Origin of the sequence: Dokdonella sp., from assembly GCF_017744955.1 — a bacterium.
GTDB lineage: Bacteria > Pseudomonadota > Gammaproteobacteria > Xanthomonadales > Rhodanobacteraceae > Dokdonella_A.
On the sequence record NZ_JAGIAG010000002.1, the window covers coordinates 576,269 to 592,856 of the forward strand.

General features: G+C 66.6%; 10 protein-coding genes and 3 tRNA genes. 3 read left to right on the forward strand and 10 right to left on the reverse strand.

All coding sequences use genetic code 11. The features are described 5' to 3' along the window. Positions 1 to 232: 232 nt before the first annotated feature. Positions 233 to 6,007, reverse strand: a complete 5,775-nt coding sequence (locus tag J7520_RS07585; protein ID WP_291186111.1) for a Cys-Gln thioester bond-forming surface protein — start codon at positions 6,005 to 6,007, stop codon at positions 233 to 235. Between the two features lie 797 nt (positions 6,008 to 6,804). On the opposite strand from J7520_RS07585, the gene J7520_RS07590 reads away from it, so the two are divergent. Continuing rightward, on the forward strand, positions 6,805 to 8,676 hold the full coding sequence (locus tag J7520_RS07590; RefSeq protein ID WP_291186113.1) for a 3'-5' exonuclease: 1,872 nt from the start codon (positions 6,805 to 6,807) through the stop codon (positions 8,674 to 8,676). Between the two features lie 81 nt (positions 8,677 to 8,757). Here J7520_RS07590 and J7520_RS07595 read toward each other — a convergent pair whose 3' ends face one another. Both J7520_RS07595 and J7520_RS07600 read right to left on the reverse strand, forming a co-directional pair. Beyond that, a complete protein-coding gene (locus tag J7520_RS07595) occupies positions 8,758 to 9,126 on the reverse strand; it encodes a cupin domain-containing protein (RefSeq protein WP_345776904.1) in 369 nt (122 codons plus the stop codon). Continuing rightward, positions 9,123 to 10,034 (reverse strand): CPBP family intramembrane glutamic endopeptidase, encoded by a 912-nt coding sequence (locus J7520_RS07600; protein ID WP_291186115.1) that lies wholly within the window; start codon positions 10,032 to 10,034, stop codon positions 9,123 to 9,125. The genes J7520_RS07595 and J7520_RS07600 overlap by 4 nt, the downstream gene beginning before the upstream one ends. 145 nt (positions 10,035 to 10,179) lie before the next feature. On the opposite strand from J7520_RS07600, the gene J7520_RS07605 reads away from it, so the two are divergent. Further along, the gene (locus tag J7520_RS07605; protein ID WP_291186117.1) at positions 10,180 to 11,055 is read left to right on the forward strand and encodes a LysR family transcriptional regulator; all 876 of its coding nucleotides are present in this window, start codon (positions 10,180 to 10,182) and stop codon (positions 11,053 to 11,055) included. 186 nt (positions 11,056 to 11,241) lie between these two features. On the opposite strand, the gene J7520_RS07610 is transcribed toward J7520_RS07605, so the two are convergent. The 7 genes from J7520_RS07610 to J7520_RS07640 all read right to left on the reverse strand — a co-directional run bounded on the left by J7520_RS07610 (position 11,242) and on the right by J7520_RS07640 (position 15,911). Then, a complete protein-coding gene (locus tag J7520_RS07610) occupies positions 11,242 to 11,739 on the reverse strand; it encodes an SRPBCC family protein (RefSeq protein WP_291186119.1) in 498 nt (165 codons plus the stop codon). Beyond that, a complete protein-coding gene (locus J7520_RS07615) occupies positions 11,717 to 12,082 on the reverse strand; it encodes a metalloregulator ArsR/SmtB family transcription factor (protein WP_291186121.1) in 366 nt (121 codons plus the stop codon). Before J7520_RS07615 ends, J7520_RS07610 begins: the two co-directional genes overlap by 23 nt. Before the next feature lie 541 nt (positions 12,083 to 12,623). Then, a tRNA-Asp gene (locus J7520_RS07620) sits at positions 12,624 to 12,700 on the reverse strand. Positions 12,701 to 12,812: 112 nt separating this feature from the next. Next, positions 12,813 to 12,888 (reverse strand) — tRNA-Glu (locus J7520_RS07625). A 44-nt stretch (positions 12,889 to 12,932) separates the two neighbouring features. Continuing rightward, positions 12,933 to 13,008, reverse strand: a tRNA-Ala gene (locus J7520_RS07630). Between the two features lie 39 nt (positions 13,009 to 13,047). Further along, positions 13,048 to 14,007, reverse strand: coding sequence for a hypothetical protein (locus J7520_RS07635; RefSeq protein WP_291186124.1), 960 nt, complete (start codon positions 14,005 to 14,007; stop codon positions 13,048 to 13,050). A 113-nt stretch (positions 14,008 to 14,120) separates the two neighbouring features. Continuing rightward, the gene (locus J7520_RS07640; protein ID WP_291186126.1) at positions 14,121 to 15,911 is read right to left on the reverse strand and encodes an ABC transporter ATP-binding protein/permease; all 1,791 of its coding nucleotides are present in this window, start codon (positions 15,909 to 15,911) and stop codon (positions 14,121 to 14,123) included. Positions 15,912 to 16,008: 97 nt separating this feature from the next. Here J7520_RS07640 and J7520_RS07645 point away from each other — a divergent pair, with 97 nt between their 5' ends. Next, positions 16,009 to 16,482, forward strand: a complete 474-nt coding sequence (locus tag J7520_RS07645) for a DUF4399 domain-containing protein (protein WP_291186129.1) — start codon at positions 16,009 to 16,011, stop codon at positions 16,480 to 16,482. The last annotated feature ends 106 nt before the right edge of the window (positions 16,483 to 16,588 follow it).

A 16,588-nucleotide genomic window follows, 5' to 3' on the forward strand; every position in this document is an offset into this window, starting at 1 on the left:
CACGCTTGCAGCTATTCACTGTGTGCAGTGATTGACGCCATCGACGGCTCGCAGGACTTGAACGAACGAAGCCAGAGCGGCGTGCAAAGCCGCTCTGGCTCAGAAAGGCGCCACCACATCGAGCCTGCACACGCTTGACGTGAAGAAGACGCCGCGGCTGCTTATCGCAAACCGCGGCAGAACGTCCGGTATTGCAAACCACTCGATCTTTCAGGCAGCGAGATCGAGTGCGCTACTTACCAGCCTGGCGCCAGCTGCGCCAGGCCAGGCCGAACAGGCTGAGGGCGATCAACAGCTGCGCCCAATTGTGCACGGCGGGCACCGGCAGCGGCGGCTGCGTCTGCGTCGGTGTGACCGTGCCGATCACGGTCGCCGGGCAGGGCGGCTGCGTTCCGGCCGGCGCGCAGGTGGCGATGCCGCTCGGCGTGACCGTGGCCGTGTTGACCACCGTCTGCGGCGGATCCGCCGACAAGGTCGCCGTGACCGTGTACACCAGCGTCGCGCCGACCGGGAACGTCGCCACCGTCTCGGCGATCGCGCCGCTGCCGCTGGCGTTCGGACAGGCGACGCCGGAGGCCGCGCAGGTCCAGGCGAACGCGTCGATTCCGGCCGGGATCGGATCGCTGATCATCGCGCCGCTCGCGTCGGCGTTGCCGACGTTGCGCACGGTGATCGTGTAGACCACCGCGCCGCCGGGCTGCAGCGTCGCGGTGTCCGCGGTCTTGGTGATCAGCAACTGCGGCGTGCCCGTCGCCGGCGGCACCTCGATCGAGGTGCAGTTCGCCGGCCGCGGCGTCGCCTCGCAATCCGGCGGGGTGGTGCCGGTCTGGTAGGCGACGTTGCCGATCTGCGTCACGCCCGGCGGTACCGGATCGACGACGCGCACGACCACGGTCAAGGTCAGCGTGCCGTTCGCCGGCACCGTCAGTCCGCTCCAGCTCACCATGCCGGCGGCGAACGTGCCGCCGTTGTCCGCCGACACGAACGCGGTGTTGGTGTCGAGCGGATCGGTGACGCCGTAGTGGGTCGCGTCGCTGCCGCCGGTGTTGGTCAGCACGATCGCATAGGTCAGCTGCTCGCCCGGTTCGGCCAGGCCGTTCCCGTCCGCGTCGCTCACCGACTTGGCGATCGTCACCGCGCCCGCGGTCGGCACGACCACGCACTGGTCACCCGCCGGCGGACACGCCGGTGGCGTCGTGCCGGTCTGGTAGGCGACGTTGGCGACCTGCGTGACGCCGGCCGGCAGCGGATCGGCGACCTGCACGATCACCGTCAGCACCAGCGAACCGTTCGCCGGCACCGTGAGTCCGCTCCAGGTGACGACGCCGGCCGTGTGCATGCCGCCGTTGTCGGCCGACACGAAGCCCGTGTTCGGATCGAGCGCGTCGGTCACGCCGTAGCCGGTCGCATCGCTGCCGCCGGCGTTGCTCAGCGTGATCGTATAGGTCAGCTGCTCGCCCGGTTCGGCCACGCCCGGCAGCGCGCCGCTCTCGCCGGCGAGCGCCTTGACGATCGCCACCACCGACGGCGTCGGCGTGCTCGTGCAGTTCGGCGGCAGCGGCGTGACGCTGCAATCCGTCGGCGGGCCGATCGTCGGGTCGTAGGCGACGTTGCCGATCGCGGTCACACCGGCCGGAATCGGATCGACGACGCGCACCGTCACCGTCAGCGTCAGGTTGCCGCCGGCCGGCACGCTCAGGCCGGTCCACTGCACATTGCCGCCGACCAGGGTGCCGCCGTTGTCGGCCGACACGAACGTCACGTTCGGGTCGAGACGATCGGTGATGCCCTGGCCGACCGCGTCGCTCGAACCGCTGTTGCTCAGCGTGATCGTGTAGGTCAGCTGCTCGCCCGCTTCGGCGACGCCGGCCGCGCTGCCGCTCTCGCCGGTCAGCGCCTTGGCGATCGCCAGCAGCGGCGTACCGGTGCAGGTGCGCGCGTCGCCGGCGGCGCTGCCGCCCAGCGCGGCGGTATTGCGCAGGCCGCCGTTCGGGTTGGCGCAGTCGTCGGCCAGGTCCGCGTCGGTCAGCGTGAACGTCACCGTGTAGGTGTAGCTCTCGCTGCCGGCCGCGGCGATCGTCTCGGCAGTGACGATGCTGCCGCCGCTCGTGCCGAGCGAGCCGAGCGTCGTCACCAGCGGATCGGGACCGGCGTGCGCGACCGCGCTGACGGCGTCGACCGTGGCGCCGGCGAAGGCGAACGCGTCCGACAGGTCGTAGCTGCCGCCGGCGGCGCCGATGTTGCTGACGGCAACCGTGTAGGTGATCGCGTACTGGTTCGCCGTACCGGTCGGTACCGGACCGGTCGCGGTCTTGATCACCGCGATGTCCGGCACGTCGCTGCAGGTGCCGACCTGGCCGCTGGAGCTGCCGCCGAGCTCGGCTTGGTTCCTCAGGCCGCCGCCGCCGGCGCAGAGGCCGACGCCGTTCACGTCGTCGATCGTGAACGTCACCGTGTAGGTGTAGCTCTCGCTCGCGCCCGCGGCGATCGTCTCGCCGGTCACGATCGTGCCGCCGGTCGCCGTCAGCGTGCCGAGCGTCGTCGCCAGCGGATCGCTGCCGCCGTGCTGCACGGCGCCGACCGAGACGACCGTGACGCCGCCGAAGGTGAACGTGTCGGCGAGATCGTAGGTGCCCGGCAAGCTGCCGTCGTTCTGCACGTTGACCAGATAGGTCAGGCGGTACTCGTTTGGGTTGCCGGTCGGCATCGGAGCGCCGGCGCTCTTGCCGATCACCACCGCCGGCGCGCCGGTGCAGGTGGTCGACTCACCGGCGAGCGAACCGCCGAGCTGCGCACGGTTGCGCAGGCCGCCGGACGGATCGGCGCAATCCTGCGCCGTCGCCGCGTCGGTCACGGTGTAGGTGACCGTGTAGGTCCAGGTCTCCGTGCCGCCGGCCGAGATCGACTCGCCGCTGACGATCGTGCCGCCGGTCGGCGCGGTGAACGCACCGAGCGTGCCGTCCTGCGTGTCGGTCGACGAGGTGTACGCGGGCGCGCTGATCGCGTCGACCGTGGCGCCGTTGAACGTCAGCGCATCGGCCAGGTCGTAGGCGCCCGGCAGCGTGCCGGTGTTGGCCACCTCGACCGTGTAGGTCAGCGCGAACTGGTTCGGCGTGCCGGTCGGTACCGGTGCGGCCGCTGTCTTGACGATGCTGACGCTCGGCGCGCCGGTGCAGGTGTCGGCTGCCGGGGGACCGGCGGACGCGCCGCCGAGCAACGCATGGTTGCGCAGGCCGCCGGATGGCATCACGCAATCCGCCGCGACGTCGGCGTCGTCCACCATGTAGGTCACGGTGTAGGTCCAGGTCTCCGAACCCTGCGCGCCGATGCGCTCGCCGGTCACGATCGTGCCGCCGGCCGGAGGCGTGAACACGCCCGGCACGCCGTCCTGTACCTCGCCGCTCGGCGAGGCATAGGCCGGCGTCGTCACCGCGGTGACCGCGGCGCCGTTGAACGTCAGCGTATCGGCCAGATCGTAGGTGCCGACGCTGCCGCCCGCGTTGTGCACGGTGACCATGTAGGTCAGCGAGTACTGGTTCGGCACACCAGTCGGCGTCGGCGTACCGGCCGACTTCACGATGGACACCATCGGCGCGGTCGGCACGACCACGCACTGCCCGCCCGCCGGCGGACACGCCGGCGGCGTCGTGCCGGTCTCGTAGGCGACGTTGCCGATCTGCGTCACGCCGGCCGGGATCGGATCGACCACCTGCACCACGACGGTGAGCGTCAGCGAGCCGTTCGCCGGCACGGTCAGGCCCGCCCAGGTCACGACGCCGGCGGCGGCGCCACCGCCGTTGTCGGCGGACACGAACGTGACGTTCGGGTCCAGCGTGTCCGTGACGCCGTAGTTCAGGGCCGGCGTGCCACCGCTGTTGGTCAGCGTGATCGTGTAGGTCAGCTGCTCGCCTGCTTCGGCGAGGCCGGCCAGACGGCCGCTCTCCCCACTCAGGGTCTTGACCAGCGTGACGTTCGCCGGCGTGAGCACCGGTGTCACCTCGTCGCAATCGTTCGGTGCGACCGCGCAGTCGACTTCGCCCGGAATGGCGACGGTATTGGTGATCGCGGCGCCGGTGAGCGTCGCGCCCACCTGGACCGTGAAGCTCAGGTCAGCGCTGGCGCCGGCCGCGACGTTGAACGCCGAGGTGTTGCCGCACGAGGATCCGGCTGTGGCGGCGGCGCAGGTGAAGCTGTCGCCGCCCGTGTGGGTGGTCTCGGCCGGTACGGTTTCGACCACGTCGCCGGCGAACAGGGTTGCCACGGCGCCGCCGGAATTGGTGATCGTGATGGTGTAGGTCAGCAGGTCGCCGGGCGACACGGCGGCCGGCGGCACGTACGGAGCGCCATTCACGGCGGTCAGGGTCTTCGCGACCGACAGCGCGGGATCCGACTGCGCCGGGAAGACGCAGGAGGCGAGATCGCGGGACGCGTTCGCCGTGGTGTCGGCCAGATGGACGATGACGCCCGTCGTCGGGTCGTATTGGTAGTAGGCGCTCGGCGAGGGCGCGTTGTTGGCGAGAATCAGCGTGCCGTCGCCGGCGAAGGCGATGCCGGCCCAGCCGATCGTGCTCGGCGAACCGCCGAGCAGCGGGCGCGTCTGGCGCACCGCCGGGAACGGCGAGCTGCCGCTCAGGTCGAGGTGGTAGAGATCCTGGCCGACCGCCAGCCAGGCCCTGCCGCTGCCGTCGAATGCGATGTCTCCGGAGCCGACGTCGGTCGGCGCATGGTCGTAGTTCACCACACCGATCGAGGTCGCGGTGTAGCCGAAGGTCGAGGACGACTCCACCTTCCACACCTCCGGGTTCGACCCGGTACCCAGCAGGTAGCCGGTGCCGCCCGCGTTGAATCCGCCGCGCGGGAAATCGGGCGAAACGAAGGGGCCGAACGCCACGTACCAGCCGCCGTTGGCGGAGTCGTAGGCCCACAGGGTGGACTGGGTGCCGCTCGACCGCTGGATCATCAGCAGGCGGTTGCGCAGCGGATCGAGCATGAGCGCATTGAGGTTGCCGGACACCGTGGCCGGAAGCAGCGGCAGCAGCGCGTCGGACGTCGTGCCTGGCGTGTAGCCGTAGATGTTGACGCCGTTGACGAGGTTGAAGACCTGCGCCGGGTCGCCGGCTGCCGGACAGAACGGAAACGCCGGCGGCGCGCTGGAAGCCCACGAAACTGCGGCGGAATCGGTGACACGGGCGGTGCTCGGCGCGACGATCATCAGCGTCTGAGCATGGCTGTCGGCGGTAGCGATGCCGCCCGCAGTCTTCGGAACGGAGACGATGTTTCCGGAGATACCCGAGCCCGCGGCGGAGACCGTGACGGTTGCCGAGCCCGCCGCGGTGACCCCGGTGAGATCGATATAGATGTTCTGCCCGTCGGTGACCGCCGAGGTGTCGATCGCCGTACCGCTGGCATCGGTCAGCGTATAGCCGCCCGTCACCGAAACGCTGGCGATCGGCTGGTTGGTGCTGACCGTGAACGGGCCGACCAAGGTGCCCGCGACAGGCGTGCCGCCTGGAGCCACGATCGTGGCCGTACTCTGAAGTTCGGCAGGGGTCATGCCGCTGCTGGCGTTCGCTCCATTGACGAGGTACCAGTAGGCGGTCTCCGAGTCCGGAGTCGACCAGCTCCAGGAAGCGTCGAAGGTCAGGTCGGTGTAACGCCAGATCGCGTACTGAGCCGCCTCGATGGCGTCATTCGCCGAGATCCCCGGAACACCGGCAGCGGTACCGAAGTCGGACAGACTCAGGTAGGGATAGCTGTGCGCCAGCACCCAGAGCACCTTTGCCTGGATCGCGGCATTGGTGAAGTAGTTGCTGCCCAGGTACGACGGCGGCGCCTCGACCGTCGCCGTCCGAAAGGTCCCTGCGGGGATGTCGTGCTCGATGCAGTAGCCCCAATAGTCCGGGGTGCCGAGATTGCCGATGTCGGGCGGCGTGCTGGCGAAGATGCCTTCCAAGCCGGTCCCGCCGTAGCCCTGCATCTTGTTTGCGACATAGACCGAGTCACCCACGCCGGGCTCAGCTGCAGAAGCCGCGCTCGACGGCAACCATGATGCGACCGCCATCGTCACTAGGACCCAAGCGGCGGCAGCCGAGGCCAGCCGCTTACGCCAACGCAACACAGCAGTGTTCATAACGATCATCCCCTTAGATGCTGTAGCAAACAGAAATAGCAAGCAGAAAGACAGAAACGGAGCCGGAGTGCCTTGTTCGACCCGTTGCTCCTCGTCGCACGACGTGCAGCAACGGATAGACATGGAGCGGTTGCCGCGCCCGTGCCGCAGACGCGTAAACAGCGGGGCCGCCTGAGTGGTGTCTCTCATGCAGAGGCCCGGCGTAAAAAAAAGTCACGACGCCATCGTCGACGCCGTTGCCGCGCGTCCGGCAGGCGTTGACGAACGACGCATCGATCGAAAGGTCAAGGCGACACCGCTCGTGCCTGCTCCTCGCTGGCGCCCCTAACTCGCAAAAGAGCGACGAATCCGGACATGGTTCTCATCGCGCGCCGTCGATCGCGGGAGCAGGGTGGCGAGGCCGCAGGTCGAGAACGCCTGTGGAGCCGCGACGGAGGAGGGGGATGGAGCGGAGTTTCGAGATCCGGGTGGGCTGATTGGACGGATGCGAAAATGTCAGCTGACACGAGGAGCTCTCGCGTCGTTGTCCTGCGCGGAAAATGTCCTGTGGGTGGACAATGTGGACAATGGGCACACGCCACTTGGCGTTGTGACGCGGCTTCGCGTCGTGCGGCCGTGGTCCTGCGGGCATGGCATACGGCTTGCTGTCTTTAGCCAGGCGGTTGGGGGAAAGGATGGCCACACTGATTCCAGCACGGAGCACGTGCCAGTCGAGAATGACGAACGGGGAGCGCCGCTTCGCGCAGCGGCTCGAAGAGAAGCTCGAAGACGACTATCTCGTCTGGTACGACGTGCCCGTGGGCGCGAAGCAGCGCCGCCCTGATTTCGTCGTGCTGCACCCGCGTCGCGGACTGCTGGTTCTCGAGATCAAGGACTGGAGGCTCGAGACGCTGCACGATCTCGACAAGTACACCGCACAGTTGCGCACCGAGCGAGGGCTGGTCAAGCAGATCAATCCGCTGTTGCAGGCCCGCGACATCCTCTTGGAGTTGGTCGACACGCTGAAGCGCGACCCGGCCCTGGTTCATCCCGCTGACCACGCCCATGCCGGCAAGCTGGTTCTGCCGTGGGGCCATGGTGTCGTGCTGACACACATCACCCGCGCGCAGTTCGATCAGCACGAACTGGGGAACGTCCTGGCGCCGCACCTCGTCATCTGCCAGGACGAAATGACGGAAGGCGCCGAGGTCGAAGCGTTCCAGCAACGGCTGTGGGGCATGTTCATCTACACCTTCGGCCACGTGATGACGCTGCCGCAGATCGAGCGTGTGCGCTGGCATGTCTTTCCGGAGATCCGCGTCCAATCTCCCGTGCAACCCGATTTACTGGAAATGCCGGCGAGTTCTTCGAAGGTCATCGCCATCCCCGATCTCGTGCGCGTGATGGATCTTCAACAGGAGCAGTTGGCTCGCTCTCTCGGCGACGGGCACCGCGTCATTCACGGCGTCGCCGGTTCCGGCAAGACGATGATCCTCGGCTATCGCTGCGTGCAGCTCGCCCGGACGCTGGAGAAACCGATTCTCGTGCTGTGCTTCAACCGCACTTTGGCCGCTCGGCTCGCCCAGGTGATCGGTGCGCAATCCTTGAAAGCCCGCGTCGATGTCCGATCGTTCCATGTCTGGTGCAAGGAAATGCTCCGCACGTACCACGTTGCGGAACCGAAGAACGCCAGGAATGCGGAGGCTTTCTTCGCGGCGCAGGTGCAGGCGGTCATCGACGGAGTGGAGCGGGGTGCGATTCCGCGTGCGCAGTACGGCGCTGTTCTGATCGACGAAGGCCATGACTTCGAACCGGAATGGCTGAAGCTCGTTGCGCAGATGGTCGATCCGGAAACGAACTCGCTGCTCCTGCTCTATGACGACGCACAGGCGATCTACGCGAAGCCGGAACGCCGCAAGGTCAGTTTCGCCAGCCTAGGGATCAAGGCGGTTGGGCGAACGACGATTCTCAAGCTCAACTATCGCAATACCTGGGAAGTGCTCGCGGTCGCCAAGGCGTTCGCAGGTGAGCAGTTCGATGGCGACGCGGCCGACGACGACACGCCGATGCTCATCGCGCCGGAAAGCATCGGGCGACATGGGCCGCGCCCACAGCTTCTTCGATACGAATCGCGCTCAGCCGAAGCCGATGCGATCGCAGCACAGATCGACGACGCCCGGAACGACGGTTGCGACTTGAACCAGATCGCCGTGATCTGGCGGCATTGGAACCAAGCGGAAGTCATCTCACGCGCGTTGACGCGGAGAGGGGTTCCCTTCGTCTGGGCCAAGGACAGCGGCAGCAAGGATCGACTGTTCGAGGGGGAGTCTTCGGTGAAGCTCGTTTCGATGCATTCGAGCAAAGGGCTGGAGTTCGAGCGGGTGTTCATCCCGGCTGTCGATACGATGCCTGAAAAGGAAACTGACTCGACAGCGGAAGCGAAGCTGCTCTATGTGGCGATGACGCGGGCGACCGATCGGCTCGTCATGACTTGTGCGGGGGTATCCAGTTTTTGCGGGCAGATCGAGCGTGGGCTCGTATCCTTAGATGAAAGGGACGTCGCTTAGGTGTGTGTCTGGTCTCGGCCAGGAGCGAACATTCAATGGAATGCCAAGCCGCGTTGTTCGCTCACAAAAAGCGGCGACCCCTCATCGGCCTTGGCGATTGTCGCCGCATTGCACTGGCCGCAGTTGCTCCTCCAGCGAGCGCGTCCATTTACCGACGAAATCGCCGGTGTGGCGCGTGGACTTGTTCTCGATGAGCATCACCAGGCATCCATCGGGAGCGCTCGGGTTGTGGAGCGCGCCCTTGGGCACGACGAACAAGTCGCCTTCGGCCAAGGTCACCGAGCGCGCTTCCAGGTCGATGCGCAGGCTGCCTTGCATCACCAGAAACAACTCGTCCCCGTGCTCGTGGCTGTGCCATCCGAGCGTGCCCTGGAGGCGGGCGACCTTGACGTAGTGCTCGTCGACTTCGGCGATGGCGCGCGGCGATGGCGCGTGGAGAGAGGACGTTATCCATGTTGGACGGCTTCAGGAGGCGGCGTGGAACCGTCGGCGGTCGGTGTCGAGGGCGTGACGAGCCGCTGCTTCGCCCGCGCCCAACGGAATAGAACCACCAAGGTCGTCGAGAGCAGCACGAGCGTGACCAGCGAGTCCTCTGGGCCGAAGATGCCGCCGGTCAGCCAGTCGGGGGCGCGGTATTCGCCAGCGAGCGGCGCCATCTTGCGCCAGTCCTCGAGGCCGGACAGGGGCAGGCCGGACAGCAGAATCGTGAAGTTCCACGCGGCGTGGTTCGCGGTCGAGACCCACAGGTTGCGCGAGTGCACGTACACCATCGTCCATAGCGCGCCGGTCAGCACGCACGAGACCATCGTCGTGACCACCACCGGCACGGTGTCGTGGCCGTCGAGGTTGCCCAGGTGCATGAGCGCGAAGATCCCCGACGACACCCACAGCGCCGGCACCGTGCCCCAGCCGGTCTCCAGGATGCGGAACAGGATGCCGCGGTAGACGAGTTCCTCCATCAGCGCGGCGATGACGATCACGCAGGCGACGCCCCACAGGTCCGACTGCAGGCCGCGCCAAGCAGTCGCCACGTATGCACCGCCCGCGAAGAGCAGGGCCATCGCGAACCCGATCAAAAGCGCACCGGAAAGCCCCCCCACGGCGATGTCGAGCGGCTTCAGGCTTAGCTCGGTGACCGCTCGCTTCTCGATGAGGCGGACGTAGGCCCAATAGCCCAGGACGATGAAGCAGAAGATGCCGGTGCGCCGCACCAGGCTGGTTGCCGCGTCGCCGGTGTGGAAAAGGTGCTGGATCGCCGGCAGCAGTAGCAGCCGGAACGACTGCATGGCGGCGAAGAAGGCGGCGTAGGCCAATAGAAGTCGCGGGGCGACCTTTCGGATGGTCGGGAAGACGTGCATCGAAAAGCTCCTGCGAGGGACGTCGACGACAAGGGTTCGTCGTAGGTTGCAAAGCTATGCCAACGAAACTTGCATGAAAATCCACAAACCCGCATGAAGTGCATGCACAATTGCATGAACTGGAGCACGCAAGATGCGATCCCGAATGGAATGGAGCGACCTGCGCCTGTTTCTCGCGATCGCCCGCGAAGGCACCTTGGTCGCCGCGGCGCGGACTCTCGCGCTCACACAGCCCACCATGGGCCGGCGCCTGCGCGAGCTCGAGGAAGCGGTTGGACACCCGCTGTTCCAGCGCACACGAGGGGGCTTCGTACTGACCGACGACGGCACCACCCTACTGGGCCATGCCGAACGCATGGAGGAGGAAGCGCTGGCGATCGAACGGCGGCTCGCCGGACAGGCGCAGCAGCTCGAAGGGACATTGCGGATCACCTCGTCGGATTGGTTCGGCGCGCATGTTCTTGCGCCGGTGCTCGCTGATTTCTCCGTCCTGCATCCGCGCGTCGCGATCGAGCTGCTGACCGACGCACGTTTCCTGGACCTCTCCCGCCGCGAGGCCGACGTGGCGTTCCGGATCCGGCCGTTCGACGACACCGACGTCGTCTCGCGCAAGTTGCTGCGCATGCGTTACGGCGTGTACCTGCGCCGAGGACTCGAGCGACCGGTCGTCGGCGATGGTGCGGGCAGTGCGCTGATCGCGCTGGACGCGGCGTTTGCGGGCACGCCCGATGACAGCTGGTTGCAAGCGATGTTGCCCAGGGCGCACGTGACGTTCCGCAGCAACAGCCGCGACGTGCAGGCACGGATGTGCGCGCTGGGGCTCGGCGTCGCGGTGCTGCCGATCCCGCTCGGCGACAGTACCGACGGCATCGAACGCATCGACCTCGGCGCAGAGCCGCCGGGCCGCGACACCTGGATCGGCTATCACCGAGACCTGCGTCGGCTGGCGCGGTTGCGGGCGTTGCTGGATCTGGTAATTGAACGATTGGCCGGGCCGTCGCGAGAGGGAATCGAGACGTAGCTCGTCAAGCGAGATGCAGACGTCGATGGCGACATTGGGTCGTTTGCGGACGTTAGGGTAAGAAGTCCGCCCGAAACGCCGAAGCCCGGCACAAGGCCGGGCTTCATCGAAACATTGTCGCTAGGGTGGCTTACGCCAAGGCCGTCGCACCGACCTTGTTATCCTCCGGATTCGCCGCGAAGGTAGTCAACGCGCGGATAGCTCAGCGAGCAGTTCGTCGAGCTGCCCGAACGTCTCGTGCATCGCTTCCTGCGCACCGGTGCCAGCCGCGTCGAGCGCTTCCTTCGTGGGATACAGCTCGCTCAGGACGAGCAGCGTCTTTCCATCGCGCTCGTCGAACGTCACGGTGGTGACGGATCCCGCGTCGCCGCTTTCCTCGTTCGTCCAGACGATGCGTTTGTCAGGTACCACTTCGAGATACTTGCCGAAGAACGCCATGGTGTTCGCAGGATCGTCGCCGAACACCAGGCGGTAGCTGCCGCCGGTGCGCACGTCCATCTCGCACGAGCGAAGTGTCATGCCCATGGAGCGGGGCACCCACCACTTCTTGAAAAGCTCCGGCTTGGACCATGCCTCAAACACGAGCCGCGCGGGCGCATCGAACGTCCGTGTGACGACGACTTCGCGCTCCGACTTCTTCTGCACCGTCGTGCGTTGGGATTCACTGTCGTTTCTTGCGACCACGAGCCTTCTCCTGTCGTTTGAGTTCGTCGATGACACCGTCCAGCCCTTCGAAGCGCATGTCCCACATCTGGCGGTAACGCGCGATCCACGCCATTTCCTCCTCGAGACGGCAGGGGCCGAGGCGGCACGTGCGCACGCGGCCAACCTTTTCGGTGGTCACGAGGCCGGCCAGCTCGAGCACGCCGACGTGCTTCTTCATTCCCGTGAGGGTCATTTCGAACTTGTCGGCGAGGTCGGTGATGGAGGCGTTGCCGCGAGCGAGCTGGTCGAGGACGCCACGGCGGGTAGCATCAGCGAGGGCGGCGAAGGAAGCGTTGAAGTGGGTTTGATTACACTGAACCATATGGTTCAGTATGGAACGGCCGTGGACGGGGACGCAAGAGGTATTTCACCGCCGTCGGCGCATGCTGTTCGATGAATTGAAAAGAGCTTCGCCGATGGCTTGTATGGGCTGGACAAGCGATTGAGTCGTACATGTCGCGTCCTGAATCTCGGAATCGGCAGTGGCGCGGTGATCGCGATCGCCTGGGCCGGCAGCCGGTCGGCTTCACGGTGAAGTCATTGCAGCGGTTCCCGCTGTGGACTGGGACGAGCAGCGTCTCCTCTACTACGGCATGCCGCGCTTAGCCAAGCGGCTGGTTGAATCGAATGTATACGCCTGCGCGCTGATCAGGCGGCGGTCGCCCGGCGCTAACCCAAGGTGTTTTAAGGGAGGGCAAAAGCAGAACCGGACTCGCGAAATCGCTCGCGAGAAACAGCGACCCGGTTTCGGAGAATGGCAGCGGGCAGGGCCGAGAAGAGTCCCGATCGCGATCGCGGAAATCGCCGGACGTCAGGCATAAAAAAACCGGTTTGGAGATCAACTCTCCAAACCGGCGCGTGTGTGGCGGAGCGGACGGGACTCGAACCCGCGACCTCCGGCGTGACAGGCCAGCATTCTAACCAGCTGAACTACCGCTCCGCATTTTTCGCTTCCGTTCGGCGCATCCTGCGCTTCGCGGGGGCGGCGAGTGTAGTGCACTGCGCCGAACAAACCAAGCGGATCTTCCTGATCCGTTTCGCCCTTCACCTAATGGCGTCCCCAAGGGGATTCGAACCCCTGTTACTGCCGTGAAAGGGCGGTGTCCTAGGCCTCTAGACGATGGGGACGCTTAGGAAAACCGTACTGCGTGAAACTAGTGGAACTGAAACTTTGGTGGAGCCAGCCGGGATCGAACCGGCGACCTCTACAATGCCATTGTAGCGCTCTCCCAGCTGAGCTATGGCCCCGGGAAAGACGCGGGAGAATAGTGACCGCGCGGGCGTTCGTCAACTGTTCGGCGAACTTTTTCGCATGCGTCCGAACAGGCCGCGCTGCGACGCCCCGGTGACCGGCGCCGAGGCGCTGACTTCGACGTGGCCGATCGCATGATAAGCGTTGACGAAGTCGGCGACATCGCCGACCGGCGCGCCGCTGCGGGCGGCGATGTCTTCGAGCGTGCCGGCTTCCTTGAGCATCGCGGTCGCGATGCGGAAATGCTTCGGGAATTCGCGCTCGCTCTGCGGCCAGCTGGCGAGCTTGAAGCGGGCGTCGGGATCGAAGCGTGCGTCGAGCTGGCCGCCGCCGCGCGTGAGGTGCGTCAGCCAGATCAGCCGCGCGTACGATTGCGCCGGCAGATTCGCCGCGGCGGCCTCGAATTCGTTCGCGGTCGGATGGCGGACGTCGCCGTCGCCGAGCGTGCGCGAACACCAGGCGGCTACCGACTTGAGAGTGCCTTCGGCGCGCCAGCTGCGCGCGGCCGGGTCGAGCAGCAGCGTCGGCAATCCGTCCGCGACAAGGCAGATGTGTCGGCCGGCGTCCGCTCCTTCGAGCAGGGCCAGCAGCGAGGCGGGCGCCGTCGGCGTGGGCGGCGGCGCGGGCTGCGTGATCGCATATGGATCGACGTCGTCGATCGGCGCGGTTGCGGCCGCGCGGGCGCCGACCTGGTTCAGCAGTTCGACCAGCTCGGCGGCGACGATCGGCTTGGACAGCCACAGCTCGTTCTTGTACGCCTCCGGTTGCGAGGTGCAGGCGGCGACGAGGCGGCCGTTGGCCTTCTCGCGCAACCAGTCCATGTGGCCGTGCACGGACTCCGCGTCGACCAGCAGCAGATCGGCGCCGTTGCGCTCGGCCATGCGCCAGCGCGCGCTCAGCTGCGCGCGGTGCTCGTCGAGCAGCGCGGCGAGGCGCGCGTGGACCTGTTCATTGGCGCCGACGATGCAGATCGTGCGCGTTCCCGTGATGACCATCCCGGCTCCCTCTGTTCGACCGGAAGGTCGTGGAGCAAGGAATGTGCCGACGCCGATGCGGGCGCGAACGCCGAGAATCTGCCCGGCGCCGGCCGGAAAGCTGACGCCGGATGTCAGACTTGGACAGCGGCTTCTTCGACCGCCGGCGTTTGTTCGCGTTGTTGCAAGTTCCACAAGTGTGCATAGCGGCCACGCTCGGCGAGCAGTTCCTCGTGCGTGCCGCGCTCGACCACGTGGCCGTGCTCGAGCACTAGGATCTGGTCGGCGTGGACGATGGTCGACAGCCGGTGCGCGATGATCAGGGTGGTGCGGTGCTCGGCGATCTCGGCCAGTTCGCTCTGGATGATCTTCTCGGTACGCGTGTCGAGCGCGCTGGTCGCCTCGTCGAAGACCAGGATGGCCGGATTCTTCAGCAGGGTGCGTGCGATCGCGACGCGCTGCTTCTCGCCGCCGGAGAGTTTCAGGCCGCGTTCGCCGACGGTGGTTTCGTAGCCTTGCGGCAGCGATTCGATGAACGCGTGCACGTGTGCGGCCCTGGCGGCGGTGATCACGTCCTCGCGGCTCGCGTCCGGGCGGCCGTAGGCGATGTTGTAGTAGATGGTGTCGTTGAACAGCACGGTGTCCTGCGGCACGATGCCGATCGCCGCGCGCAGGCTGTCCTGCCGCACCTCGCGGATGTCCTGGCCGTCGATCGTGATGCGGCCGCTGCCGACGTCGTAGAAGCGGAACAGCAGCCGCGCCAGGGTCGACTTGCCGGCGCCGGTGGTGCCGACCACCGCCAGCGTGTGGCCGGCGGGAATGCGGAAGTCGACGCCGCGCAGGATCGGTCGCGCCGGATCGTAGGAGAAATCGACCTGCTCGAAGCGCACTTCGCCGCCGCGCACGGCCAGCGGCGGCGCATCGGGCGCGTCCTCCACCTCGCGCGCCTCGGCGAGCAGGCCGAACATGCGCTCGATGTTGATCAGCGCCTGCTTGACCTGGCGGTAGACCATGCCGAGGTAGTTCAGTGGCACCGACAACTGCAGCAGGAACGCGTTGACCAGCACGAAGTCGCCGAGCGTCATGGTGCCGGCGACGACGCCGGCGGCGGCGCGCCACAGCAGCAAGGTCAGGCCGAGCGAGACGATGCCGGCCTGGCCGACGTTGAGCACGGCCAGCGTCTTAAGGCTGCGAACGGTCGCTTCCTCGAGCTTGATCAGGCTCGCGTCGTAGCGCGCGAACTCGTGCCGCTCGTTGCCGAAGTACTTGACCGTCTCGTAGTTGAGCAGCGAGTCGACCGCGCGCTCGTTGGCCTCGGTGTCGGCGGTGTTCGCCGCGCGGTACCAGCGCATGCGCCACTCGGTGACGGTGAAGGTGAAGGCGATGTAGGCGACCAGCGTCGCCAGCGTGATCGCGGTGAACGTCCAGTCGAAGTGCGCGATCAGGATGCCGCAGACCAGCGCGATTTCGAGCAGCGTCGGCAGGATCGTGTAGATGGTCCAGTCGAGCAGGTCCGAGGTCGCCGTCATGCCACGCTCGACGTCGCGCGCGACGCCGCCGGTGCGTCGATCGAGATGGAAGCGCAGGGAGAGCGAATGCAGGTGCTCGAACACGCGCAAGGTGATGTTGCGCGAGGTGCGCGCCAGCACGCGCGCGAACACGATCTGGCGCAGCTCCTGGAACAGCGAGGTCGACAGGCGCAGCGCGCCGTAGGCGAGCAGCAGGCCGAGCGGGATCAGGAGCGGAGAAGGCTTGAGATCGAGGTGGTCGATCAGGTCCTTCATGACCAGCGGCACGCCGACGTTGGCCAGCTTCGCCGCGACCAGCAACAGCAGGGCGACGCCGACGCGGCGGCGATAACGCCACACCTCCGGCCAGAGGCGGCGCAGCACGGACAGCGTGGTGGCGGGAGGTGTCGTAGTCATGGACGGATCATGCAGATGCGGCCACCGCGGCAATTAACAATCCGCTCAGTGGCGGCGGCGCTATGATGCAGTCCCTTTCGTCGAACGGAGAAACCCCATGCGTCCGATCCCGTTGATTGCCGCGGCCCTGCTGCTCGGCAGCGGTCTTGCGATGGCCGCCCAGGATGCCGGCCACCCGGCTTCGCACGCCGCTCCGGCCGGAACCGGCATCGCGCGCGAGAAGGCGCCGAGCGGCGCGAAGGTGTTCTTCGTCGAGCCGAAGGACGGCGCCACGGTCGGCCGCGAGGTCAAGGTCAAGTTCGGCGTCGAGGGCATCGCGATCAAGCCGGCCGGCGACACCACGCCCGGGACGGGCCATCACCATCTGCTGATCGACGCCAAGGAACTGCCGCCGCTGGACATGCCGATCCCGGCCGATGCGACGCACAAGCACTACGGCAAGGGCCAGACCGAGGACACGATCACGCTGGAGCCGGGCACGCACACGCTGCAGCTCGATTTCGGCGATACCAGACACGTGCAGTTCGATCCGCCGATCGTATCGGAGAAGATCACGATTCACGTGAAGTGAGGAAGTGAGGAACGAGAAACGAGGAATGAGAAACGAGGAACGAGGAACGAGGAACGAACAAGCAGGACAGTACGCTGCCTCTCTCGTTTCTCACTCCTATCCCTTC